Raw genomic sequence first — 22,674 nt, 5'->3', positions numbered from 1 at the left:
CCTGCTTTTTTGCCTTTTTAAAGAGTGAGATATAAAAAATGATAACCAGTTACGGAGCACAGCCCTGTTATAAACAAAATTGTCCCCATAGAACAAATACTCGATATTTGCCTGCCGCTTATAATAGCTAATAGTCCAGCTAAAGAGAAGAAGCACCAATATAAAGTTCCCGAAATTGGAACCATCCCCTCTAAATCTATTCCAGAACCTATACAAACAATAGGAACAACGATGAGTAATATGCTAGTGAAACCAGCTATAATGGTAAGTATTTTACGATGTTTCATGCCAGCAATAATTAAAAAAATGCCGACGATGAATTCGCATAACATTAAAGTAAGAGCTAAAATCATCCAAGTTAATATTCCAAACACTTCTGTATTACCTCCGATTTGTAGGTTGCTAAAAAATATTATATATAGAATGAATCACCTACAGACATGAGCTCCCAGAAGATAACACCTAATATTCCAATGGTAAAAATAATGAATCCCATATTACGTATACTTTTAATTTTGGCTTGTACTCCACTTACCCCTGCTAATAATCCAGTTAAAGAAAATGGGGTCCAGTAAAGAGCAGTTGGAATCGGGAAAATTGTATCGATATGAATCCCTACACTTAAAAGAACAAAAGGTAGTGTGACAAAGGATAGGCTAAGTAGCCCCATTAAACCAACGAGTAATTTCCGATATTTAATCCCCGTTACTATTAAAAAAATACCACCAGCAATCCCGCATAGTAAGAGAAGTGGCGTGAAAAGCATCCAAATAATACTGAACATATGTAAACTCCTTTATGTGAATTAAGTTATATTTTACTACATGAGGTTTATTTTGGATATTATTAATGAGTATATATAAATTGAAGGAAATGGGTAATAACGATACGGATTATCAAAAACGCTAACCGCAGAAGAGTTTGAAGTTATGATAAAAGAGTAAAGAGAGGTATCGCGATGATACCTCTTTTTAACTCAAGAATGCCAACATGTTATTCATAATATGAAATAACATAGCTGGAATAATGGACTTTGTTTTTTTACATAAAATGGCCATTAATAATCCCATAAAGAAAGTAATTACCATTACCCCAAGTGAGTATGTATGAGCGATACCGAAGAAGAAACTTGTTACGATGGCTGCAATCCAAAATGGAAAGCGTTCTGAGAAGAAGCGAAGTATAAAACCACGGAAAATAAGTTCTTCAAAAATGGGTGTGAGTATTGCAAAGCTGAGAAGTAATAATATTTGATATTGCTTAAAGACGTCTAAGCTTAGTGCGGAAGATTGCTGCTTTGTTGCGTCTTGGAACACATAATTTAACAAGATGTAATTGAGTATGATGTTGATAACGAAGAAAAGAAGTAAGTATACGTATGTGCGCCATTCTTTCAGTGTTTTAAAGTTAAAAGATTTTAGTAGTAATTTTTTTGCGGGTTCGAATTTAAAAATGAAGAATAACAATACAGCTAGTTGTAATACGGTACTTGCAGTATTTGCAATAGATTCATACAGGGCAACTTGTTTTTTATCTGTAAGACCTGCTGTATAAATTGTTAATGGCATTGCGAGGAACATAGTAATAAGTCCAGTTCCAAAAAAGGCGAATAAAACAGAGCTAATAAATTGTCCCCATGACATCGAGTGTTTTTGTTCATTAGAAAGCTGTGTAGCGGGTTGCATTTGTAAAATCACCTCTTTTATATTTGCATATTTAATTATAAAGTAAGATGTTTTTGAATGTAACATTTAAATATTACATATAAAGTGAAACTTTAATCATTGGGGAGGTTCATCCCCCACTGATTATCAGCCCTCACCAATCGGGCTTTTACGGGCAGTTGATTCTCCACCTAACTTCCTCGTCTTTGCTGAATTTCGAGGTGGGGGTCTTACTGCTCGTTAATGCGGGATAAAGGTTTATTTTCCATAAAATAATAAAAGAGGTATCACCCTGTAGTGATGCCTCTTTCTCATTGATAACTATGTTCTGTCTTGTTATTCAATTTTGCTTGCTCTATTTGCAATTCACGCTCTACCAATCGATCTAATTGCTGAATTGCTTTAAGTGCTTTTTCATAAGAAATTGTTCGATAATGATGCGCTCCGCCCGGTTCTTCATCTGCTTCGTCTGCCCATTTAATAATATTTTGAAGAGATGTTCTTTCAATTTCTTGTTCCACTAAGAAAGAATCTGTATGAAGAAGAATTGCAATAGAAATTTCTTTTGCTAGTTTTGGATGTTCTCCTAATCTAATAAGTAATTTATGTGCTCTTTCAGCGCCTTTAATTGCATGGATATCATTCTTTTTATATAAGTCATAATCCCATTCGCCGCCTGTGTACCACGTATGATGTCCGATATCATGAAGGAAGCCAGCTTTTGTGGCAGCATCGACTGAGGCGTGATGCTTTTTGGCTAGGTGAAACGCATGGTAAGCGACAGCGATCGCGTGGACCATTCCAGAACGGTTTACGTATTTTTGTGTAATGTGGTGTTTAAAAATTTGTTCAAGCGTAATACGGTGCATAAAACATTCACTCCTTTTATCTTATGGTGTATATGAAGAAAAATCGATCGGTTTAAATGTATTTTGAACATTGTACTCCATCATAGTTCGTTAGTAAAGTAGAAATGTTTAGGAGAAGAAAAAATTTTTCTGCAAAAAAATCACCTTAGCTTATGCAAAGGTGATTTTCAAATTGCTTATTTTTTTAATCCTTGCTCTAGTGTTTCTAACATTTCGTGCTTTTCATTTTCATCAGCGTTTTTCCAAATGACTTCAAATAAAACGCCAAGACCTGGAAGCATTTTTTCTTCACCGCTTTGAATTGCATCGACGATTGTTTCTTGTAATTGATCTTGTGAATTTCCAGATACATTCGCTAATACGGCACCGCGTAAATTAAAACTCATTGCTTTCACCTCTTCTTCAGAATTGAAACTGACGTTAGTTTTTGTTCTTTTTTATGTAAATATGTATGAAAAATAGGCTATAATGATAAGACAAGAAGAGAGGGAAATACATATTATGAAAAACATTGATTCAGTACAAAATCCGCGTGTAAAGCAGTGGAAAAAGCTGCAAACGAAAAAAGAACGCGATAAAAAAGGTTTATTTTTTGTAGAAGGATTCCACTTAGTCGAGGAAGCTTTGAAGACAGGAATTGTAACAGAACTTATCGTTTCAGATCAGACAGACCTTCCGAAAGATTGGACAGTTAATGATGTGGAAATGTACATCGTACCTGAGGCGATTGTAAAAATACTTCGTGAAACAGAAACGACGCAAGGTGTATTTGCTGTTTGTGAGAAGCATGAGAAAGAAGTAGCTCTTACTGATGGGAAATTCCTTTTATTAGATGGCCTGCAAGACCCAGGTAATTTAGGAACAATTATTCGTACAGCTGATGCAGCTGGTATTCACGCCGTTGTGCTTGGAGAAGGTTGTGTTGATGTTTACAATAGTAAAGTACTCCGCTCTACACAAGGCTCTATTTTCCACTTACCAATTGTAAAAGGGAACTTAGAAGAATGGGTAGACAAGTTAAAAGAAAATAACGTTCCTGTATATGGAACAGCTCTTGAAAATGGAGTTCCGTATGGTGAAGTAACGCCGGCTGGCAGTTTTGCATTAATTGTAGGAAATGAAGGAAATGGCGTACGCCAAGAAATTCTTGCAAAAACGGATCAAAACTTGTATATTCCGATTTACGGCGGGGCAGAATCATTAAATGTTGCGGTTGCAGCAGGGATTTTAACGTATTATTTGCAAAGCCCGGTTGCGAACAAATAAAAAACTTCTTATAATAAGTTGAAGTACATTATATTAAAAGTTAAATAACGAAAAACGTTGATAGAGAAGAGTAGCTTACAAAATCGCCATATAGGGAGAGAATGTCGTAGACTGAAAGCATTCTTATGGTAGACGAAAGTGAATTCACCTCTGGAGTTGACGCCAGGACCATGTATATGTAAAGGCGTTCCGGTCAGAATTGATCGTTATAACTAATGAGTGGGCAGACATGTTCTGTCAATTTAGGGTGGTACCGCGAATTTACCTCGTCCCTTTTTGGGAGCGAGGTTTTTTTATTTTTAAAATTAGGAGGGTTCCAAAATGGAAGCACGTTTAAAAGAGCTAAAGCAAAAAGCGTTAGAGCTTATTGAAGAAGCGAAAGAGCTGAAAGGCTTAAACGACGTACGCGTAGCGTATTTAGGAAAAAAAGGTCCAATTACAGAAGTATTACGCGGCATGGGAAAATTATCAGCAGAAGAGCGTCCACGTATGGGAGCATTAGTAAATGAAGTACGTGAAGCGATTCAAACGCGTCTAGACGACAAAATTAGTAACTTAGAAAAAGCAGTAATTGAAGCGAAATTAGCTACTGAAACAATTGATGTTACATTGCCAGGTCGTCCTGTTGAAACAGGTTGTCACCATCCGTTAACGGCTGTTGTTGAGCAAATTGAAGATGTATTCATCGGTATGGGTTATGAAGTAGCTGAAGGAACAGAAGTAGAAAAAGACTACTACAACTTCGAAGCACTAAACTTACCGAAAGATCACCCAGCGCGTGATATGCAAGATACATTCTACATCACAGAAGAAACGTTACTACGTACACATACATCTTCTGTGCAAGCACGTACGATGGAAAATAATAAAGAAAAAGGCCCAATTAAAATTATTTGTCCTGGTAAAGTGTATCGCCGTGATGACGACGATGCGACGCATTCACATCAGTTCATGCAAATTGAAGGTCTTGTAATTGATAAAAACATTCGTATGAGTGACTTAAAAGGTACACTGCAAGTATTCGTGAAAAAGATGTTCGGTGAAGATCGTGAAATCCGTCTTCGTCCAAGTTTCTTCCCATTCACAGAGCCATCTGTAGAGATGGATATTTCTTGTATGATGTGTCATGGCAAAGGCTGCGGCACTTGTAAAGGAACTGGCTGGATTGAAATTCTAGGCGCAGGTATGGTTCACCCGAACGTACTTGAAATGGCTGGTTATGATTCAAAAGAATATCAAGGTTTCGCATTCGGTATGGGCGCAGAGCGTATCGCAATGTTGAAATACGGAGTAGATGACATTCGTCATTTCTATACAAATGATGTACGTTTCTTACAACAATTCAAACGAGCGTAAGGGAAGGAGAGGATAAGTATGTTCGTATCATATCGTTGGTTACAAGAGTATGTAGATATTAAAGATGTAACAGCACAAGAACTAGCAGACAAAATCACGAAAAGTGGTATTGAAGTAGAAGGCGTTGAAGTATTAAATAAAGGTGTAAAAGGTGTTGTAGTTGGTCACGTATTAGAATGTGAAAAACACCCAGAAGCTGATAAATTAAGCAAATGCTTAATCGATATCGGTGAAGAAGAGCCAGTTCAAATTATTTGTGGAGCTGCTAACATTGCAAAAGGTTTAAAAGTACCAGTTGCAAAAGTTGGAGCTGTACTTCCTGGTAACTTCAAAATCAAAAAAGCAAAACTACGCGGTGAAGCTTCTCACGGTATGGTTTGTGCTCTTCAAGAGCTTGGTATTGATGGAAAGTTAGTTTCAAAAGAATACGCAGATGGTATCTTCATCTTCCCAAGTGACGCTGAAGTTGGTGCAGATGCACTTGAAATTTTAAACTTACACGATGAAGTACTTGAGCTTGGCTTAACACCAAACCGTGCAGATTGCTTAAACATGTTAGGTGTTGCTTACGAAGTAGCTGCTATTTATGGCCGCGAAGTAAAGCTTCCAGCTATCGACTTACAAGAAACAGCAGAAAAAACTTCTGATTATATTTCTGTAAGTGTAGAAGCGAAAGAAGAAAACCCATTATACATTGCAAAAATGGTTAAAAACGTAAAGATTGGTCCATCACCAATGTGGATGCAAACTCGTCTTATGGCAGCTGGCATTCGTCCAATTAGCAACGTAGTTGATATTACAAACTACATTTTAATGGAATACGGTCAACCGTTACATGCATTCGATTACGATAAATTAGGTTCAAAAGAAATCGTTGTTCGTCTTGCAAAAGAAGGCGAAAAAATTGAAACGTTAGATGATCAAGAGCGTACATTACAAAGCCACCACCTTGTAATTACAAACGGCACGAAAGCTTTAGCTGTTGCTGGTGTAATGGGCGGGGCGGATTCTGAAGTTACAAATGAGACAGTAAACGTTCTAATTGAGTCTGCATATTTTGCAGGTCAAACAGTACGTCGTACATCAAAAGACTTAGGTCTTCGTAGTGAATCAAGTGCACGTTTCGAAAAAGGAATCGACCCAACACGTACATTTGAAGCAATTCAACACGCAGCTGCTTTAATGGCGAAATATGCTGGCGGTGAAGCACTTGAAGGTGTAGTAGAAGCTGACAACTTACAAGTACAAGAGCGTACAGTATCTGTTACTGCTGAAAAAGTAAACCGTGTATTAGGTACAAATATTTCTGCGAGTGAAATGGGTACAATGTTCACAAACTTGAAATTCCCATTCACAGAAGTAGAAGGAACATTCCACGTGAATGTACCAGCACGTCGTCCTGATATTACAATTTCAGAAGACTTAGTAGAAGAAGTGGGCCGTCTATACGGTTATGACCACATTCCAGTTACATTACCTTCTGGAACGATGACTCGTGGTAAATTAACATCAGCACAAACGAAACGTCGTAAAGTACGCCGCTTCTTAGAGGGTGCTGGTTTATATGAAGCAATCACGTATTCATTAACAAGCGCTGACAAAGCGAAACAATATATGGTTGAGCCAAACGAAAAGGCGCCTGTAGGTCTTGCGCTTCCAATGAGTGAAGAACGTAGCCAACTTCGTTTAAGCTTAGTACCGCAATTACTAGAAGCAGTTTCATACAATGTCGCTCGTAAAAACGACAGCGTTGCTTTATACGAAGTAGGTTCTATCTTCTTACCGACAGAAGAAGGAGAACTTCCGAAAGAAGAACAACATCTTGCAGGTGTTATGACAGGTCTTGCTCTTCACCATGCATGGCAAGGTGAGAAGAAAGTAGTAGACTTCTTCGTTGTGAAAGGTGTACTAGAAGGACTATTCGACGTACTTGGCGTTGCAAACCAAATCACATATGCACCAGCAAAACGCGAAGGTATGCACCCAGGCCGTACAGCTGACATCGTATTAGATGGCGAAGTAATTGGTTTCATCGGTCAATTGCACCCAGAAGCAGAAAAACAATTAGATGTGAAAAATACATTCGTATTTGAATTATCTCTTGTAAAAGTATTCGGTGCAGACGCTGAAGAAACTTACTACGCAGCAATTCCACGTTTCCCATCTATGACACGTGACATGGCTGTTGTAGTAACGAAAGAAACAAAAGCTGGTGAAATGAAGCAAGTCATTGCTGAAGCTGGCGGAGAACTTCTGAAAGACGTAACACTATTCGACTTATACGAAGGTGAAAAAATGGAAGAAGGCAAGAAATCACTTGCATTCTCTATGACTTACTTCGATGCAGAACGTACATTAACAGACGAAGAAGTAACAGAAGCACATAACCGTGTATTAACAGCGGTAGAAGAGAAATTTGGTGCGGAGTTACGTAAGTAATTTATAAATAAAAAGGTTGAGTACCCATTGAAGGGAACTCAACCTTTTTATTTTTAATTACATTGTATCTGTTTTTCGTTCTGTAAATACTTCGGTAGCAACCGTTAAAATGGTGTTTAATGCTACAGGAAATCCGGCATATATAATCATTTGCATCATTACTTCAATGATTTCTTCTTCTGTCCATCCGACGTTTAAAGCTCCGGTTATATAAAATTTCAGTTGTTCAGTATTCCCTAAAGCTGTTAATCCAGCAACGGTCGCAAGTAATCGAGATTTCAAGTCAAGACCTGGTCTGGCAAAAATTTGACCGTAGTTAAATTCTACAGCTAATGTTCCTAAATCAGGTGCAACAGAATCTGCAAGGTTATTTACGATGTTTTGGTAATGTTCAGGAGAGATTTTTGCTAAAATTCCCATCCCTTTTTCATAATTCACACTAGTTTCTTTCATTACATACATCTTCCCTTCTAGTATAATTGGGCATTTTTATAAATGAGATTAGTGTAATACTTATCATGGAAATTCCAAGAATACATACTCCGGTCCACTGCCATTTGCTCCAGACGAGCAGTCCGAAGTAAGAGCCTATAGACCCACCGAGAAATGTTGCCACCATGTATATGCCGTTCAAACTACTTCGTTTCTCAGGATGTAATTGCAAAAGGTGTGCTTGACAAGCTACTTGATTTGCTTGAGTGCCAGCTGTAAGTAAAAGAGCCCCTACAATGAGTCCTGGTAACCAGTACCCTGAAAACAAAAATAGTAAAAAAGAAAAAAATGAAATAGACGTACATAAAGCGTTTGCAAATATGGCTCCTTTTTTATCTATAATGCGCCCGATAATAGGTGTTGCAAATGCTCCTACTATTCCTACTAAACCGATTAATCCAACAGTAGAGCTTCCGTAATGATAAGGATGTGTAGTTAATAAGAAAATAAGTGTAGTCCAAAAAACACTGAAAGCTCCAAATACCATCCCTTGACTTAAACAAGCCTTTCGTAACATTTTCTCTTGCAACAAGAGTGGAATGAAAGAAAAGAGAAGCTTTTTATATTGCATGTGATGAGTCTTATCTCCTCTAGGGAAATACATTTTCACTAATAACATAAGAATGAAAGTACTTATGAAAAAAATCCCATAAACAGTTCGCCATCCGAAGTGAATATCAATGAATCCGCTAATTAATCGAGCTCCTAAAATGCCGCAAACTAGACCGATAGATACATTTCCTAAAATTTGACCTCTATTTTGATCAGTGGCGTATTGAGAGACGAAAGGGATTACAATCTGGGGGATGATTGTAACAAATCCAAGAATAAAATTAGCTGCAATTAGCCAAGTCATATCTGTTGAGAAAGCGGCTAAAGCTAAGTTAATACAAATGAGAGACAATAAAATTAAAATTAATTTTTTTCTCTCAAGTATATCCCCTAAAGGAACTATGAAAAGATTTCCTAATGCATATCCGACTTGGGTTACGGTAGCAACAATACCGATTCTAGTTTCTGAAACATGAAAAGTATGGGCTATGCTTACTAAAAGGGTTTGATTTATATACACGTTTGCTACTGTAAAACCACATATTACCGCCATAAATAAAACAAATCGCTGTGTTAGTTCAAAAGAATGTGTTTCTATATTTTTTATTATCATAAAATTCACCTCCTTTACTCATTAAGATAAAGGTAGGTTTATAATGAAAATAGGAGTGTATTTATACTGGTATAAAAACTACCACTAATAAAGGGGAATATTATATGTTAAGCGATGCAGATAGAAGGAAGGAACTAGCAGATTTTTTGAAAAGCCGCCGAGCTAGGTTGACTCCTGAGCAATTTAATTTACCAATTGGTCAGCGAAGAAAAACAAAAGGATTAAGACGGGAAGAAGTTGCACAATTAACTGGAATTGGATTGACATGGTATACATGGTTAGAACAAGGGCGTGATATCCAAGTTTCTCAAGAAGTTATAGAGTCAATTTCTCGTGTGTTTCGGTTGGAGGGAGAAGAAAGAAATCATTTGATTTTATTGGCAAATCTTTCACTACCTTCTCAAATAAGGAAGCCGATTGCTGGACATATAAATGGGGTTTTAGAGGGGTTACTAGATCAATTACAATTTTGTCCTGCTTATGTAATTGATGAAAAACTTAACATTGTTCATTGGAATAAGGCTGCTAGTGTTGTATTTGGTGATTTTGGTGAAATGGATGAGAGAAATCGAAATGCGGTTTGGCGTTGTTTTACATCAAAAGAATACCGTAAACTATTTGAAAACTGGGAAAATCATGCGCAACGTTTAATTGCACAGTTCCGTGCTACATATACACAATTTATTGGGGATGAGTGGTTTAAAAATGTAATTGAGGAACTTACGGAAAGAAGTAGCGAATTTCGTATGTGGTGGTCAAATCATGAAGTGCAAGGAACACCTATTGGTCGGAAAGTACTTTTACATCCTGCCATAGGGACGTTGGTCATGGATCATGTTACACTCCAGGTTTATGATGCACCTGAATTAAAGCTTACAATTTATCAGCCACGTATAGAGGAAGATACAAAAATGAAGATGAAAGAATTATTAAAAGGAAATTAGGATAATACAGTAGGGAATTAATCTCTCATGGAAATCGTTTAAATATATGTTGTTGAAAAAAGAAAAATACTGATATATTTTCCGACATCTTGCATCTTTCTCTCGAATGTAGTACATTAATTTTAGTTTAACAAAATGAAAGACGATGATAAGGAAAAGTAGTATATACTATAATCCAAAGCGAGTCAGGGACGGTGAGAGCCTGATGAGGCGGTATATGTGAAGAACACCTTGGAGTTGCTAACCGAAATTGAATCTCGTATTCAAGAGTAGACTTAGACGGGAATCCGGCCTGTTACAAACCGGGAAGTATGTATTACATACGAGTTAAAGTTGGTCTTTATGACAAATTGGGTGGTACCGCGAAGTTTAACCTTTCGTCCCTTTATGGATGAAAGGTTTTTTTGTATTTAAATATATGAGCAAAGGAGAATTTCACTATGGAAAACACATTAGTAAAAAGTCTGTATAGAGATACAGAAAAGTATGCAGATCAAACAGTACAAGTATCAGGGTGGATTCGTAACTTACGTGATTCAAAAGCATTTGGTTTCATCGAATTAAACGACGGTAGCTTCTTCAAAAGCGTTCAAATCGTTTTCGATACAGAATTAGAGAACTTCAAAGAAATTGCAAAACTTCCACTTAGCTCTTCAGTTAAAGTAGAAGGTAAAGTAATTGCAACGCCTGGAGCGAAGCAACCATTTGAAATTAAAGCAGAAAAAATTGATATCGAGGGCTTATCAGATTCTGATTACCCACTTCAAAAGAAACGTCATACATTTGAATACTTACGTACAATCGCTCACTTACGTCCAAGAACAAATGCATTCTCTGCAACGTTCCGCGTACGTTCTATCGCAGCATTTGCGATTCACCAATTCTTCCAAGAGCGTGGATTCGTACATGTTCATACACCTATCATCACTGGTAGTGATACAGAAGGTGCTGGCGAAATGTTCCGCGTAACAACGCAAGATTTAAATAACCTACCAAAAGGTGAAGACGGAAAAGTTGATGAGTCAAAAGACTTCTTCGGTAAAGAAACAAACCTAACAGTAAGTGGACAGCTGAACGCTGAAGCTTATGCATTAGCATTCCGTGATGTATACACATTCGGACCTACATTCCGTGCAGAAAACTCAAACACAACTCGCCACGCTGCTGAGTTCTGGATGGTTGAGCCTGAGATTGCATTCGCGGAACTAGGGGATGTAATGAACCTTACAGAAGATATGCTGAAATATGCAATGAAATACGTATTAGAGCATGCACCAGAAGAAATGGAATTCTTCAACAGCTTCGTTGATAAAACAGTTCTTGAGCGCATGAACAACGTAATTAACTCAGACTTCGGTCGCATCACTTATACAGAAGCAATTAAAGTACTTCAAGAATCAGGTGCTGACTTCAAATACCCAGTAGAATGGGGAATTGACTTACAAACAGAGCACGAAAGATACTTATCAGAAGAAATCTTCAAACGCCCTGTATTCGTAACTGACTATCCGAAAGACATTAAAGCATTCTACATGCGTTTGAATGAAGACGGTAAAACAGTAGCTGCTACTGACCTTCTAGTTCCTGGCATCGGCGAATTAATCGGCGGAAGTCAACGTGAAGAAAGAATGGACGTTTTAGTAGACAGAATTAAAGAATTAGGTATGAACGAAGAGGACTACTGGTGGTACTTAGAACTTAGAAAATACGGCGGTACAAAACACGCTGGATTCGGTCTAGGTTTCGAGCGCTTCCTAATGTACATCACTGGCATGGCTAACATCCGTGACGTAATTCCATTCCCAAGAACTCCAGGTTCTTCTGAGTTTTAAGATATAAAAAAAGCGAGAGCAACTGCTCTCGCTTTTTTTATTGAGAAAGGTTGTAATTGCAACCTGAACTTTATAAAGTATTTCACGACTAGAAAAGATGTTGTTCATAGTTCAATTCCCACTTCATATATAAGTAAAACGAATGCGACATTTATATAGGGAAGGGGTTTTTATACAATGGGGGAAATTCCAAGTCATACAAAGTGGACATTGCGTGACAAGTATATAGTAATCACTGGTGCAACAAGTGGTATTGGATTAGCGGCAGCTAAGATGTTTGCAAAAAGCGGTGCTAAGCTAGGAATCATTGCACGTAATGAAGCAAAAGCGAATGATGTTATGACTCAACTTGAAAATATAACGGATGGGAATGCAGTGGTAGATATATTTTTCGCTGATATGTCTTCCCAACAATCTATACGCCAGGTAGCTACCGATATTTTAGAAAGATGTCCGAGAATTGATATATTAGTAAATAATGCGGGTGCTTTATTTCAAACAAGACAAATTACAGAGGACGGTTTGGAGATGACCTGGGCGGTAAACCATTTAGGTCCATTCTTACTTACAAATTTGTTGTTGGAGCGTTTAAAAGAAAGTGCTCCTGCTCGCGTCATTACCACTGCATCTCACGGTCATAAAATGGCTAAAAAGGAAATTGATTTCGATGATCTAGATGCAGAACAACTGTATCGCGGTATTAAGAAGTTCATGGGCGGTCCTACAATGCGTTATGCACAAACAAAACTAGCTAACATTTTATTCACCTCTGAATTGGCACAGCGGTTGGAGGGAACGGGTGTTAGTGCTTATAGCTTTGACCCGGGGCTAGTGAATACAAATTTTAACCAGGATAATGGTCTAGCTGCTCGCTTAACTATGGCAGCAATGAAACCTTTCTCCCGTACGCCGGAGAAAGGTGCTGAAACTTTAGTATGGCTAGCAGAATCAACTGGATTTACTAATCAGAGTGGTTATTACTATGCCGATAAACAAGTAGGGGAAATGTCTGAAGCTGCCTTGGATAAGGATGCAGCAAAGCGGCTATGGGACATAAGCGAAAACCAAACACGAGAGTAAAAGAGTAGCGAGTATATGTTCAGATTATTATGTTGAATAGTTTTTTACCCTTAAGTAAAAAGTAACCTTGGGGGTGAGTGCAATGAGTAAAAAAGTGAAAAAAGACCATTCAAGATCAATCCTAGGTTCTCCAGAAGTGGAAGGACAAGGGACAACAACACATGAAACGGGTTCTCATAAAGTATCTTCATCAAATAAGAAGCAGAAACGAAGCTAATATAAAAAAGGGAGAGTCTTGGCGGCTCTCCTTTTTTATAGGGGAATTACTAAAAATGAGTTAATTTAGCGATATAGTTAGAAGAGGAAAATAGTAAATGCAATTACATTGAATCGAGAACACATGAAACAAAAAACAGGAGTTTGTAGGCTCCTGTTTTTGTCGATACTATCTTAATAAGCGAAGCGCCTTCTCCGTATTAGCGAAATGCAGTTTCACAAACTCAGGTAATCGTTCTTTACCAAGCTTTTGAATTAATTTAGCAGCAGCGATATCAACTTGTTTACCAGCACCTTTTGGAAGTGGCATACCAGCTTTTTTACTTAGTTCGTCAAACTGTTTTACGAATGAGTAGCGAGCTAAAATGGAAGCGGCGGCAACAGCTAAATGAACACTTTCACCTTTCGTAGCGAAGTAAACATTTTCACGCTGTACCTGTTTTTGTTTTGCTAAATATTTATAGTATGTATCAGGTTGTGTGAATTGATCGATTAAGACGCCTTCAGGTTTTGTAGGTGCCATTTTAGCTAATAAGTTTGTAATAGCTTTATTGTGTAGTAAAGCTTTTAACTTACCTTGGTTGTTTCCTTTATCAAATAGCTCGTTATATTTTTCGTTATGAAGGACAAGAGAGCTATAAGGAACAACGTGTAGAAGTTGTTTCGCAATGGCAGTAATTTGATCGTCATTTAAGTTTTTAGAGTCTTTTACACCAAGTTCTTTTAGTAGTGGAATTTGCTTTGCATCCACATATACAGCAACGACTGTCATCGGTCCGAAGAAATCACCAGTACCAACTTCATCAGACCCTACAATAGACATTGTACCGATGGAAGCAGGCGGTGCATAACGGTGTGAATCAACAGATTTTTTTGCAGCTGTTTTCGGTGTTTGAGAGACAGTTTGCCAACGAGAAGCTTCTGCTTCAGCGCGGCCTCCTTGGAACATTACTTTTCCAGATTTATACGCTGTAATCGTGCAAGATGGTACCTTTGCCATAAAGATCCCGCCTTGCGGAGTTTTCGGGCTAAGCGAATGTTTATATTGTTGTTTCATGTCTTCAATTACTGTAGAATTTGTTTGAATTACGATAGAATTTGACATAATGGTCGCCCCTTTTTTTATATTGTTATTTTTATCATATCGGATTGTTCTTTCTGTTTCCATATTATGAAGGTTCATGGTATGATAAACTTTAGGATTCTGTACGTGATTGGAGGCCGGTGAGTTGTCACAACAAAAGGGAAAGAAAAGTCGAATTAATGTAGAAATCTATGGTCAGCAATATTCAGTTGTTGGCGATGAAAGTACAAGTCATATCCGCATGGTAGCAGCGATTGTGGATGATAAAATGCGCGAACTCAATGCCAAGAATCCTTCGCTTGACACGAGTAGACTAGCGGTATTGACGGCGGTAAACGTCATACACGATTACATAAAATTAAAAGAAGAACATGAGAAATTGAAAGAAAGTATGACAAAAAAAGGAATGGAATAACATGATTGATATTATTATCATTTTACTGCTTGTTATGGGATTTTTCCTCGGCTTACGCAGAGGGTTTATTCTGCAACTTGTAAAGTTAACAAGCTTTATTATCGCATACCTTGTTGCATACTGGTACTGTAAAGATTTAGCGCCAGCACTTGCGAAATTTATTCCGTATCCATTTGATAAAAACGTATCTGTTCCAGAATGGATTGATGCAAATAATATTGAGACAGTATTTTATCAAGCGCTTGCGTTTATCATATTGTTTATTATCACTAAAATTGCACTTTCATTACTTGGTAATTTGTTAAATATGTTTGCAGAAATACCGGTTTTAAAGCAAGTAAATGCGTTTGCGGGGGCAATCCTCGGATTTTTAGAAGTATATATTATTTTGTTTGTCTTAATTATCATTGGAAATATTCTTCCGATTGAACAAGTACAAACACCATTACAAAAATCATCAATTAGCAAAATAATTGTAGACGATACACCGATTCTATCTGAAAAGGTGAAGGAACTATGGCAGACAGGTAGCAGAGTATAACTTCTCTTTTTTCGGAAAGAGAAGTTTTTTTCTATGAAAGAAAGGCGGGGCAATGATGAAAGTAAATAAAAAACAAGTGATCAAATTATTAGAGACAATCGGGCTTTTTATGGAACTAAAGGGTGCGAATCCATTTAAAATATCTGCATTTCGTAAAGCGGCAGCAGCATTAGAAAGTGACGATCGTAGTCTTTCTGAAATTGAAGATTTCACAAAGATTCCAGGAATTGGAAAAGGAACAGCAGCCGTTATACAAGAATATATAGAATCGGGAACATCTGAAGTATTACAAGAACTTGAAAAAGAAGTACCAAGTAGCTTATTGCCGTTATTAAAACTACCAGGTCTTGGTGGTAAAAAGGTGGCTAAGTTATATAAAGAGCTAGGCGTTATTGATATGGAGACGTTAAAAGCTGCTTGTGAGGAAAATAAAGTACAAGCTTTAGCTGGTTTCGGTAAGAAGACAGAAGAGAAAATATTAGAAGCAATCGATCAAGTAGGCTCTCGTCCAGAGCGTTTACCAATTGCGATGGTATTGCCTATTGCCGGGGAAATAGAGGAGAAATTGTCGAATATTGCTGAAGTAATTCGTTTCTCTCGCGCTGGTAGTTTGCGCCGTGTTCGTGAAACAGTGAAAGATTTAGATTTTATCATTGCAACGACAGAACCAGCAGCGGTACGTGAGCATTTACTACAATTTGATAATATGATTGAAGTAATAGCAAGTGGAGATACGAAAGTTTCTGTCCGTCTTCAATATGAATATGATATTTCAATTGATTTCCGTTTAGTAAAACCAGAAGAGTTTATTACAACTCTTCACCATTTCACAGGATCAAAAGATCATAACGTAAAAATGCGTCAAATCGCAAAAGATAAAGGCGAGAAAATTAGTGAGTACGGTGTAGAGAACTTGGAAACAGGTGAAGTGAAAACATTTGAGACTGAAGAAGACTTCTTTGCTCATTTCGGTTTGCCATTTATTCCGCCAGAAGTGCGTGAAGATGGAAAAGAAATTGAATTAATTAAAGAGTATCCGAACTTAATTCAGTTTTCCGATATACAAGGTGATTTACATATGCATACAACTTGGAGTGACGGTGCTTTTTCTATTGAAGAAATGGTACAAGCGTGCCGTGCTCGTGGATATAAGTTTATGGCGATTACTGATCACTCGCAATACTTAAAAGTGGCGAACGGTTTAACGAAAGAGCGTCTTCGTGAGCAAGCGAAAGAAATTGAACGTATGAATGAAAAGTATCCAGACATTACAATTTTACGCGGAATTGAAATGGACATTTTACCAGATGCCTCGCTTGATTTTGATGATGAAGTATTAGCAGAATTAGATTATGTCATTGGAGCGATTCACTCTAGCTTCTCACAAGACCGTGAAACGATTATGAAGCGTCTACGTACTGCACTTGAGAATAAACATGTCACAATGATTGCCCATCCTACAGGACGTCTTCTCGGGCGTCGTGAGGGTTATGATGTAGATACAGATTTATTAATTGAACTAGCAAAAGAGACAAATACAGTTTTAGAATTAAATGCGAATCCGAACCGTCTAGATTTAAGCGCGAAATTATTAAAACAAGCACAAGATGCTGGTGTGAAAGTAGCGATTAATACGGATGCTCATACGCTTGAAATGTTAGAAGATATGGAAACAGGTGTAGCAGCAGCACGTAAAGGTTGGATTCAAAAAGATAACGTGATTAACACGTGGGATATTGAACGTTTATTAGACTATATTAAACGTAATAAGTAATACAAGGGGGACCTGCAACATGTTAGAAAGAACGTTGCGTGTATTAGAATACAATAAAGTAAAAGAACAATTACTTGAACATACAGCATCTTCACTTGGTCGTGACAAAGTGAAGCATTTAGTGCCGAGCACTGATTTTGAAGAAATTGTAGAAATGCAAGATACAACGGATGAAGCAGCGAAAGTTATTCGTTTAAAAGGTAGTGCACCATTAGGTGGTATTACGGATATTCGCTCAAATGTGAAGCGTGCAAAAATTGGGAGTATGTTAAGTCCAAATGAATTACTTGATATTGCAAATACGATGTATGGTAGTCGTAATATGAAACGCTTCATTGAAGATATGGCTGATAACGGTGTCGAGCTTCCGATTTTAGAAACTCACGTCGCTCAAATTGTATCTTTATATGATTTAGAAAAGAAAATTACAAATTGCATCGGTGACGGCGGTGAAGTAGTCGATAGCGCAAGTGATAAACTGCGTGGTATTCGTACTCAAATTCGTACTGCGGAAAGTCGTATTCGTGAAAAGTTAGAAAATATGACGCGCTCTTCAAACGCGCAAAAGATGCTGTCTGATTCGATTGTAACGATTCGTAACGAACGTTACGTAATCCCAGTAAAACAAGAATATCGCGGCGTATATGGTGGTATTGTTCACGATCAATCGGCTTCTGGACAAACGTTATTTATTGAGCCACAAGTCATTGTAGAATTAAATAATGCACTGCAAGAAGCACGTGTGAAAGAAAAACAAGAAATCGAACGCATCTTATTAATGTTAACAGAAGAAGTGGCAGTAGAAGCGGATATCGTTTTATCAAACGTAGAAGTAGTTGCAAATCTTGATTTCATCTTTGCGAAAGCTTTTTATGCGAAGCGAATTAAAGCGACAAAGCCGATTGTAAATAACGAGCGTTACATGGACTTAAGACAAGCACGCCATCCGCTTATCGATCCAGAAATAATCGTGCCAAATAACATTATGTTAGGGAAAGATTTCACGACAATTGTTATTACAGGACCGAATACAGGTGGTAAAACAGTTACGCTGAAAACAGTTGGTATTTGTGTGTTAATGGCGCAATCTGGCCTTCACATTCCAGTAATGGATGAGTCAGAGATTTGTGTATTCAAAAATATCTTTGCTGATATCGGTGATGAGCAATCGATTGAACAGAGTTTAAGTACGTTCTCCTCACATATGGTGAACATCGTTGATATTTTAGAAAAAGCTGATTTTGAAAGCTTAGTTTTATTCGATGAATTAGGTGCTGGAACAGACCCACAGGAAGGGGCTGCACTTGCCATTTCAATTTTAGATGAAGTATGTAATCGCGGTGCTCGCGTTGTTGCAACGACGCATTATCCAGAATTAAAAGCATACGGATATAACCGTGAGCAAGTTATTAATGCGAGTGTTGAGTTTGATGTAAATACATTAAGTCCAACTTATAAATTATTAATCGGTGTACCAGGCCGTAGTAATGCCTTTGAAATTTCGAAACGTCTTGGATTATCTGATCGCGTTATTGAGCAAGCACGCAATCACATTAGTACAGATACGAATAAAATTGAAAATATGATTGCGAAGTTAGAAGAAAGCCAGAAGAACGCAGAGCGTGACTGGAACGAAGCAGAAGCGCTTCGCAAACAATCTGAAAAACTGCATCGTGAATTACAACGTCAAATCATTGAATTTAACGAAGATCGTGATGAACGATTATTAAAAGCGCAAAAAGAAGGAGAAGAAAAAGTCGAAGCTGCAAAGAAAGAAGCAGAAGGCATTATTCAAGAACTTCGTCAATTGCGTAAAGCACAGCTTGCAAATGTGAAAGACCACGAGCTAATTGAAGCGAAGAGTCGTCTAGAAGGCGCAGCGCCAGAGCTTGTTAAGAAACAAAAAGTAAATGTGAAAAATACTGCACCGAAACAACAGTTACGTGCAGGTGATGAAGTGAAAGTATTAACGTTCGGTCAAAAAGGTCAACTACTTGAAAAAGTAAGCGATACAGAGTGGAGCGTACAAATCGGTATTCTGAAGATGAAAGTGAAAGAATCTAATATGGAATACATTAACACACCGAAGCAAACAGAGAAAAAAGCAGTTGCAACGGTAAAAGGTAGAGACTATCACGTTTCATTAGAACTTGATCTTCGTGGTGAACGATTTGAAAATGCAATGGCGCGCGTTGAGAAATACTTAGACGATGCCCAGCTTGCAAGCTATCCTCGCGTATCAATCATTCACGGTAAAGGGACAGGAGCACTTCGCCAAGGTGTACAAGATTACTTGAAGAAGCATCGCGGTGTAAAAACCTTCCGTTACGGTGACATGGGCGAGGGAGGCCTAGGCGTAACAGTTGTCGAATTAAAATAGAAAACAACGAAACAAAGGGGAAACCATTATATGTTTATGGACAAACTTGCAAAAGTATTGTTAGCTTGTTGTGGAATATTTTTGGTGATTGGGGTTATTTATTTAGTTGTTTTTGCGAAGTGAAAAAGCGTCAATCGTGGCAGAATGATATTGCCATAGATTGACGCTTTTAATATATGTGAAAAGGAATAGAACATGAAAATCAACCAATACATAAGCGAAGCAAAATTATGCTCCAGACGTGAAACAGATCGTCTCATTAAAGCTGGACGCGTGGCTATTAACGGCGAAATATGTACGCACGGTGCACTCGTAAGCGATGGTGATAGGGTAACGATTGATGGGCAAGTTATTGTAAAAGAAGAGAAAGAAAAAGTGTATATCGCATTTCATAAACCAGTCGGAATTACTTGTACAGCAGCCGATCATATTGAAGATAATATTATTGATTATATCAATTACCCAGAGCGAATCTTTCCAGTTGGGCGATTAGATAAAGCATCAGAAGGACTTATTTTATTAACGAATGACGGCGGCATTGCGAATCAAATTTTACATGGTGATCATGAGCACGAGAAAGAATATGTTGTCACAGTAGATAAACCTTTTACGGACTGGTTTATTGATGAGATGTCCCGCGGTGTAAAGATTAAAGATGGAATGACGAAGCCGTGCAAAGTGACAAGAGTCGATCAATCAACATTTCGTATCGTTTTAACGCAAGGAATGAACAGGCAAATTCGTAGAATGAGTCGTGCTTTCGGATTTACTGTAATAAAGCTAAAGCGAGTACGCATTATGAATATAGAGCTAAATGAGCTTGAAGTTGGAAAGTGGCGGAGCGTTACAGCTGAAGAGTTAGAAATTTTAATAGGGCAGTTATAGGGAGGAAAAATTTTCTCCCTATATTTTTTTGTCAGAAAAAATAAAACTATTGATTTTTTAAAAAATAGCCCATATAATAAAAAACAACAAGTTTCGACAAGATATTTTATAAAAGTAATGATGAGGACATGAGTTGTATTTTACGATTCTCAGAGAGGGAAGCCTTAGGCTGTGAGCTTCCTAATACGAAAAGACAAGCTTACCACCTCTAAACTTCAAGAGTGAACTGCATACATGATGCATTGTAATTCTTGGCGGATAAAACCGTTATCAATTTACACGAGCTATAAAATGAGCTTATTTCGTTATAAATTCATTTTATTAGAATAAGGGTGGAACCACGATTTCAACACTCGTCCCTTTATTAGGGACGGGTGTTTTTTGCGTTCTTTTACGGGGAAGTATGCTTGAAAGAGGATATGTGACGGATTTTAATTCAGAATATTTTGTTAATTTATTATTTTAGGAGGTTAGTAGAAATGAAATCATCTTTAAAGTTTTCAGAGATGTTTGCAATAAGTTTAATGTTATTTGCACTGTTTTTTGGTGCGGGTAATATGATTTTTCCACCAGCGTTAGGACAAGGCGCTGGAACAGACGTATGGATTGCGTTGTTTGGTTTTATCGTAACAGGCGTTGGACTACCTTTATTAGGAGTAATTGTTATAGCTTTAAAGGGAGATATTAATGAGCTAGCAGGACGTGTACATCCTATATTCGCACTTGTTTTTATCACTGCAATTTATTTATGTTTAGGCGTATTCGTAAGTGTGCCGCGTACAGGAACAGTAGCTTATGAGATGAGTATTGCACCGTTTTTACCAAGTGAGATAGCTGGTCAGTCATATCCACTTGTTATCTTTACACTTATTTTCTTTGCAGTCACTTTCTATTTAGCTTTAAATCCTTCGAAATTAGTGGGTCGTATTGGTAAAGTGCTAACTCCAATATTATTAGCTGTTATTGCAATTATCGTAGGTAAAGCACTTATTACACCAATTGGAGAATTTGGTGCACCGACAGAAGCGTATAGTGCTCCTCTCTTCAAAGGATTTATTGATGGATATTTAACTTTAGATGGACTTGCAGCACTGGTATTCGGAAATGTTGTAATTCATGCGTTAAAAGAAAAAGGCATTACAAATAAAAACAGTATTGCAAAAGTAACAATCTTTGCAGGATTTATTGCAGCGCTTGGTCTACTACTTGTGTATTTAGCACTTGCTTATCTTGGAGCTTCTAGTGTGTCACTTGGAATGGGCGCAAACGGAGGAATTATTTTAACAAATGTCGTGAATCATTTATTTGGTAGCTACGGAACTTTATTACTAGGGATCGCAATTACAGCAGCATGTTTAACAACTTCTGTAGGTATTGTTGCAGCTTGTGGTGATTACTTCTCTTCTTTATTACCAAAGCTTTCTTATCAAAAAGTCGTTTTCATTTTCTGTGTATTAGCATTTATGGTAGCAAACCTTGGGTTAACTCAGTTAAATGCATTAGCATTACCAATCTTAATCGCAATTTATCCAATTGGAATCGTACTTATCGTATTATCACTTGTTGAAAACTACGTTCGTCTTCCATTAGCGATGTATGTGGGCGGGATTGTAGGAGCATTTGCAATAAGTTTCTTTGATGGGTTACACAATGCAAACCTTCAAATTGCAGCGCTAGCACCTATTTTAGATAAGATTCCATTATATAGTGTAGGGATTGGTTGGTTAGTTCCAGGCATAATCGGTATAGGATTTGGTTATATAGTTTCTAAGTTTCGAAAGCAGGAAATTGCTGTAGAAAAATAGAGAAAAGAGGCTTTCTATAATAGAAAGTCTCTTTTTTTGTAAAAAAAGCCGCATATAGAGAAATTTAGATATTAAAAATTTTATACGTAATATAGTTGACAAAAAATTTATGAGTAGGCTAAGATTGACTTAGTTGTGGAAATATTGGAAGGGAAGTGAGGGAAACGGGGTTTCTATAACTATAGTGTTGTTATGGGAAGAGGTGAAAGAGGAGAAGAGAAAGTTTATTTTTTTGACTTACATTGAGAATGATAATCAATAAATACGTTTTATAATTTTTTCTCAGTTTCTATGCCTTCGTATAAGGAATAGGGTGAGATATTATTTTTAATATCCAATGAGAATGATAATCAATAACACTTATATTACATAAAAGAATGCTAATTAAATAATAGGTAGAAGAGATTATTTTTTTCTTGTGAATTGAGAATAATTATCATTTTCAGAAAAAGTGAAATGAAAGATAA

21 protein-coding genes and 3 other annotated features are annotated in these 22,674 nt (G+C 37.3%); of the genes, 13 read left to right on the top strand and 8 right to left on the bottom strand.

Features of this window, described 5'->3' with window-relative positions:
* Nucleotides 1-17: 17 nt before the first annotated feature.
* From ACUN13_RS04200 to sspI, 5 genes are all read right to left on the bottom strand, one after another.
* On the bottom strand, nt 18-374 hold the full coding sequence (locus tag ACUN13_RS04200; protein ID WP_445423680.1) for an ammonia permease: 357 nt from the start codon (nt 372-374) through the stop codon (nt 18-20).
* Nucleotides 375-412: 38 nt separating this feature from the next.
* The gene (locus ACUN13_RS04195) at nt 413-784 is read right to left on the bottom strand and encodes a DNA-binding protein (protein WP_445423679.1); all 372 of its coding nucleotides are present in this window, start codon (nt 782-784) and stop codon (nt 413-415) included.
* Nucleotides 785-971: 187 nt separating this feature from the next.
* On the bottom strand, nt 972-1,685 hold the full coding sequence (locus tag ACUN13_RS04190) for a CPBP family intramembrane glutamic endopeptidase (protein ID WP_001182108.1): 714 nt from the start codon (nt 1,683-1,685) through the stop codon (nt 972-974).
* Between the two features lie 290 nt (nt 1,686-1,975).
* Nucleotides 1,976-2,533 carry an HD domain-containing protein gene (locus tag ACUN13_RS04185; RefSeq protein WP_000554786.1) on the bottom strand — a complete coding sequence of 186 codons (558 nt, stop codon included), beginning with the start codon at nt 2,531-2,533 and terminating at the stop codon, nt 1,976-1,978.
* Between the two features lie 176 nt (nt 2,534-2,709).
* Entirely contained in the window at nt 2,710-2,919 is a 210-nt protein-coding gene (sspI, locus tag ACUN13_RS04180) for a small acid-soluble spore protein SspI (protein WP_000009509.1), read from the bottom strand.
* A gap of 82 nt (nt 2,920-3,001) precedes the next feature.
* Between sspI and ACUN13_RS04175 the strand changes: the two genes are divergently transcribed.
* From ACUN13_RS04175 to pheT, 3 genes are all read left to right on the top strand, one after another.
* On the top strand, nt 3,002-3,799 hold the full coding sequence (locus ACUN13_RS04175; protein ID WP_002026395.1) for a TrmH family RNA methyltransferase: 798 nt from the start codon (nt 3,002-3,004) through the stop codon (nt 3,797-3,799).
* A gap of 48 nt (nt 3,800-3,847) precedes the next feature.
* Nucleotides 3,848-4,076 (top strand) — a binding site (T-box leader).
* Nucleotides 4,077-4,120: 44 nt separating this feature from the next.
* Nucleotides 4,121-5,155, top strand: coding sequence for a phenylalanine--tRNA ligase subunit alpha (gene pheS / locus ACUN13_RS04170; protein WP_000388219.1), 1,035 nt, complete (start codon nt 4,121-4,123; stop codon nt 5,153-5,155).
* Nucleotides 5,156-5,173: 18 nt separating this feature from the next.
* A complete protein-coding gene (pheT, locus tag ACUN13_RS04165) occupies nt 5,174-7,594 on the top strand; it encodes a phenylalanine--tRNA ligase subunit beta (RefSeq protein WP_078187112.1) in 2,421 nt (806 codons plus the stop codon).
* Nucleotides 7,595-7,651: 57 nt separating this feature from the next.
* Here pheT and ACUN13_RS04160 read toward each other — a convergent pair whose 3' ends face one another.
* The gene (locus ACUN13_RS04160; protein WP_089607802.1) at nt 7,652-8,047 is read right to left on the bottom strand and encodes a carboxymuconolactone decarboxylase family protein; all 396 of its coding nucleotides are present in this window, start codon (nt 8,045-8,047) and stop codon (nt 7,652-7,654) included.
* Entirely contained in the window at nt 8,034-9,251 is a 1,218-nt protein-coding gene (locus ACUN13_RS04155) for an MFS transporter (protein WP_445423678.1), read from the bottom strand. Before ACUN13_RS04155 ends, ACUN13_RS04160 begins: the two co-directional genes overlap by 14 nt.
* Nucleotides 9,252-9,355: 104 nt before the next feature.
* Between ACUN13_RS04155 and ACUN13_RS04150 the strand changes: the two genes are divergently transcribed.
* The 4 genes from ACUN13_RS04150 (at nt 9,356) to ACUN13_RS04135 (ending at nt 13,324) form a co-directional block, all read left to right on the top strand.
* Nucleotides 9,356-10,195, top strand: a complete 840-nt coding sequence (locus tag ACUN13_RS04150; RefSeq protein ID WP_048656150.1) for a helix-turn-helix transcriptional regulator — start codon at nt 9,356-9,358, stop codon at nt 10,193-10,195.
* Between the two features lie 136 nt (nt 10,196-10,331).
* Nucleotides 10,332-10,583, top strand: a binding site (T-box leader).
* A gap of 52 nt (nt 10,584-10,635) precedes the next feature.
* A complete protein-coding gene (gene asnS, locus ACUN13_RS04145; protein ID WP_000432177.1) occupies nt 10,636-12,027 on the top strand; it encodes an asparagine--tRNA ligase in 1,392 nt (463 codons plus the stop codon).
* Between the two features lie 177 nt (nt 12,028-12,204).
* Complete coding sequence (locus tag ACUN13_RS04140; RefSeq protein WP_445423677.1) at nt 12,205-13,107, top strand: SDR family oxidoreductase; 903 nt, start codon at nt 12,205-12,207, stop codon at nt 13,105-13,107.
* An 82-nt stretch (nt 13,108-13,189) separates the two neighbouring features.
* On the top strand, nt 13,190-13,324 hold the full coding sequence (locus ACUN13_RS04135) for a YuzL family protein (RefSeq protein ID WP_000039591.1): 135 nt from the start codon (nt 13,190-13,192) through the stop codon (nt 13,322-13,324).
* 168 nt (nt 13,325-13,492) lie between these two features.
* Here ACUN13_RS04135 and rnhC read toward each other — a convergent pair whose 3' ends face one another.
* Complete coding sequence (gene rnhC / locus ACUN13_RS04130) at nt 13,493-14,428, bottom strand: ribonuclease HIII (protein ID WP_000071587.1); 936 nt, start codon at nt 14,426-14,428, stop codon at nt 13,493-13,495.
* Between the two features lie 124 nt (nt 14,429-14,552).
* Between rnhC and zapA the strand changes: the two genes are divergently transcribed.
* The 6 genes from zapA (at nt 14,553) to brnQ6 (ending at nt 22,207) form a co-directional block, all read left to right on the top strand.
* Entirely contained in the window at nt 14,553-14,822 is a 270-nt protein-coding gene (zapA, locus tag ACUN13_RS04125; RefSeq protein WP_000082701.1) for a cell division protein ZapA, read from the top strand.
* Nucleotide 14,823: 1 nt separating this feature from the next.
* Nucleotides 14,824-15,363 carry a CvpA family protein gene (locus ACUN13_RS04120; protein ID WP_000565409.1) on the top strand — a complete coding sequence of 180 codons (540 nt, stop codon included), beginning with the start codon at nt 14,824-14,826 and terminating at the stop codon, nt 15,361-15,363.
* A gap of 55 nt (nt 15,364-15,418) precedes the next feature.
* Entirely contained in the window at nt 15,419-17,137 is a 1,719-nt protein-coding gene (gene polX, locus ACUN13_RS04115) for a DNA polymerase/3'-5' exonuclease PolX (protein ID WP_000867515.1), read from the top strand.
* A gap of 19 nt (nt 17,138-17,156) precedes the next feature.
* Complete coding sequence (locus ACUN13_RS04110) at nt 17,157-19,517, top strand: endonuclease MutS2 (RefSeq protein ID WP_000893715.1); 2,361 nt, start codon at nt 17,157-17,159, stop codon at nt 19,515-19,517.
* Between the two features lie 195 nt (nt 19,518-19,712).
* Nucleotides 19,713-20,402 carry a 23S rRNA pseudouridine(2604) synthase RluF gene (locus ACUN13_RS04105; RefSeq protein ID WP_000700716.1) on the top strand — a complete coding sequence of 230 codons (690 nt, stop codon included), beginning with the start codon at nt 19,713-19,715 and terminating at the stop codon, nt 20,400-20,402.
* A 108-nt stretch (nt 20,403-20,510) separates the two neighbouring features.
* Nucleotides 20,511-20,766: a binding site (T-box leader), on the top strand.
* 115 nt (nt 20,767-20,881) lie between these two features.
* Nucleotides 20,882-22,207 (top strand): branched-chain amino acid transport system II carrier protein BrnQ6, encoded by a 1,326-nt coding sequence (gene brnQ6, locus ACUN13_RS04100; RefSeq protein ID WP_000842636.1) that lies wholly within the window; start codon nt 20,882-20,884, stop codon nt 22,205-22,207.
* The last annotated feature ends 467 nt before the right edge of the window (nt 22,208-22,674 follow it).

The organism is Bacillus cereus group sp. Bce041, from assembly GCF_052646455.1.
The sequence above is the reverse complement of the archived record's forward strand: the minus strand, read 5'-3'. Positions and strand labels throughout refer to the sequence as shown.

What these genes read in the sequence shown, in the direction of transcription:
- pheS (WP_000388219.1), top strand. Translation starts at nt 4,121, where the DNA reads ATGGAAGCACGTTTAAAAGAGCTAAAGCAAAAAGCGTTAGAGCTTATT.
- ACUN13_RS04195 (WP_445423679.1), bottom strand. Translation starts at nt 784, where the DNA reads ATGTTCAGTATTATTTGGATGCTTTTCACGCCACTTCTCTTACTATGC.
- ACUN13_RS04135 (WP_000039591.1), top strand. Translation starts at nt 13,190, where the DNA reads ATGAGTAAAAAAGTGAAAAAAGACCATTCAAGATCAATCCTAGGTTCT.
- rnhC (WP_000071587.1), bottom strand. Translation starts at nt 14,428, where the DNA reads ATGTCAAATTCTATCGTAATTCAAACAAATTCTACAGTAATTGAAGAC.
- sspI (WP_000009509.1), bottom strand. Translation starts at nt 2,919, where the DNA reads ATGAGTTTTAATTTACGCGGTGCCGTATTAGCGAATGTATCTGGAAAT.
- ACUN13_RS04105 (WP_000700716.1), top strand. Translation starts at nt 19,713, where the DNA reads ATGAAAATCAACCAATACATAAGCGAAGCAAAATTATGCTCCAGACGT.
- ACUN13_RS04185 (WP_000554786.1), bottom strand. Translation starts at nt 2,533, where the DNA reads ATGCACCGTATTACGCTTGAACAAATTTTTAAACACCACATTACACAA.
- ACUN13_RS04190 (WP_001182108.1), bottom strand. Translation starts at nt 1,685, where the DNA reads ATGCAACCCGCTACACAGCTTTCTAATGAACAAAAACACTCGATGTCA.
- brnQ6 (WP_000842636.1), top strand. Translation starts at nt 20,882, where the DNA reads ATGAAATCATCTTTAAAGTTTTCAGAGATGTTTGCAATAAGTTTAATG.
- ACUN13_RS04140 (WP_445423677.1), top strand. Translation starts at nt 12,205, where the DNA reads ATGGGGGAAATTCCAAGTCATACAAAGTGGACATTGCGTGACAAGTAT.
- ACUN13_RS04160 (WP_089607802.1), bottom strand. Translation starts at nt 8,047, where the DNA reads ATGAAAGAAACTAGTGTGAATTATGAAAAAGGGATGGGAATTTTAGCA.
- ACUN13_RS04155 (WP_445423678.1), bottom strand. Translation starts at nt 9,251, where the DNA reads ATGATAATAAAAAATATAGAAACACATTCTTTTGAACTAACACAGCGA.
- ACUN13_RS04110 (WP_000893715.1), top strand. Translation starts at nt 17,157, where the DNA reads ATGTTAGAAAGAACGTTGCGTGTATTAGAATACAATAAAGTAAAAGAA.
- polX (WP_000867515.1), top strand. Translation starts at nt 15,419, where the DNA reads ATGAAAGTAAATAAAAAACAAGTGATCAAATTATTAGAGACAATCGGG.
- ACUN13_RS04120 (WP_000565409.1), top strand. Translation starts at nt 14,824, where the DNA reads ATGATTGATATTATTATCATTTTACTGCTTGTTATGGGATTTTTCCTC.
- ACUN13_RS04150 (WP_048656150.1), top strand. Translation starts at nt 9,356, where the DNA reads ATGTTAAGCGATGCAGATAGAAGGAAGGAACTAGCAGATTTTTTGAAA.
- pheT (WP_078187112.1), top strand. Translation starts at nt 5,174, where the DNA reads ATGTTCGTATCATATCGTTGGTTACAAGAGTATGTAGATATTAAAGAT.
- asnS (WP_000432177.1), top strand. Translation starts at nt 10,636, where the DNA reads ATGGAAAACACATTAGTAAAAAGTCTGTATAGAGATACAGAAAAGTAT.
- ACUN13_RS04175 (WP_002026395.1), top strand. Translation starts at nt 3,002, where the DNA reads ATGATAAGACAAGAAGAGAGGGAAATACATATTATGAAAAACATTGAT.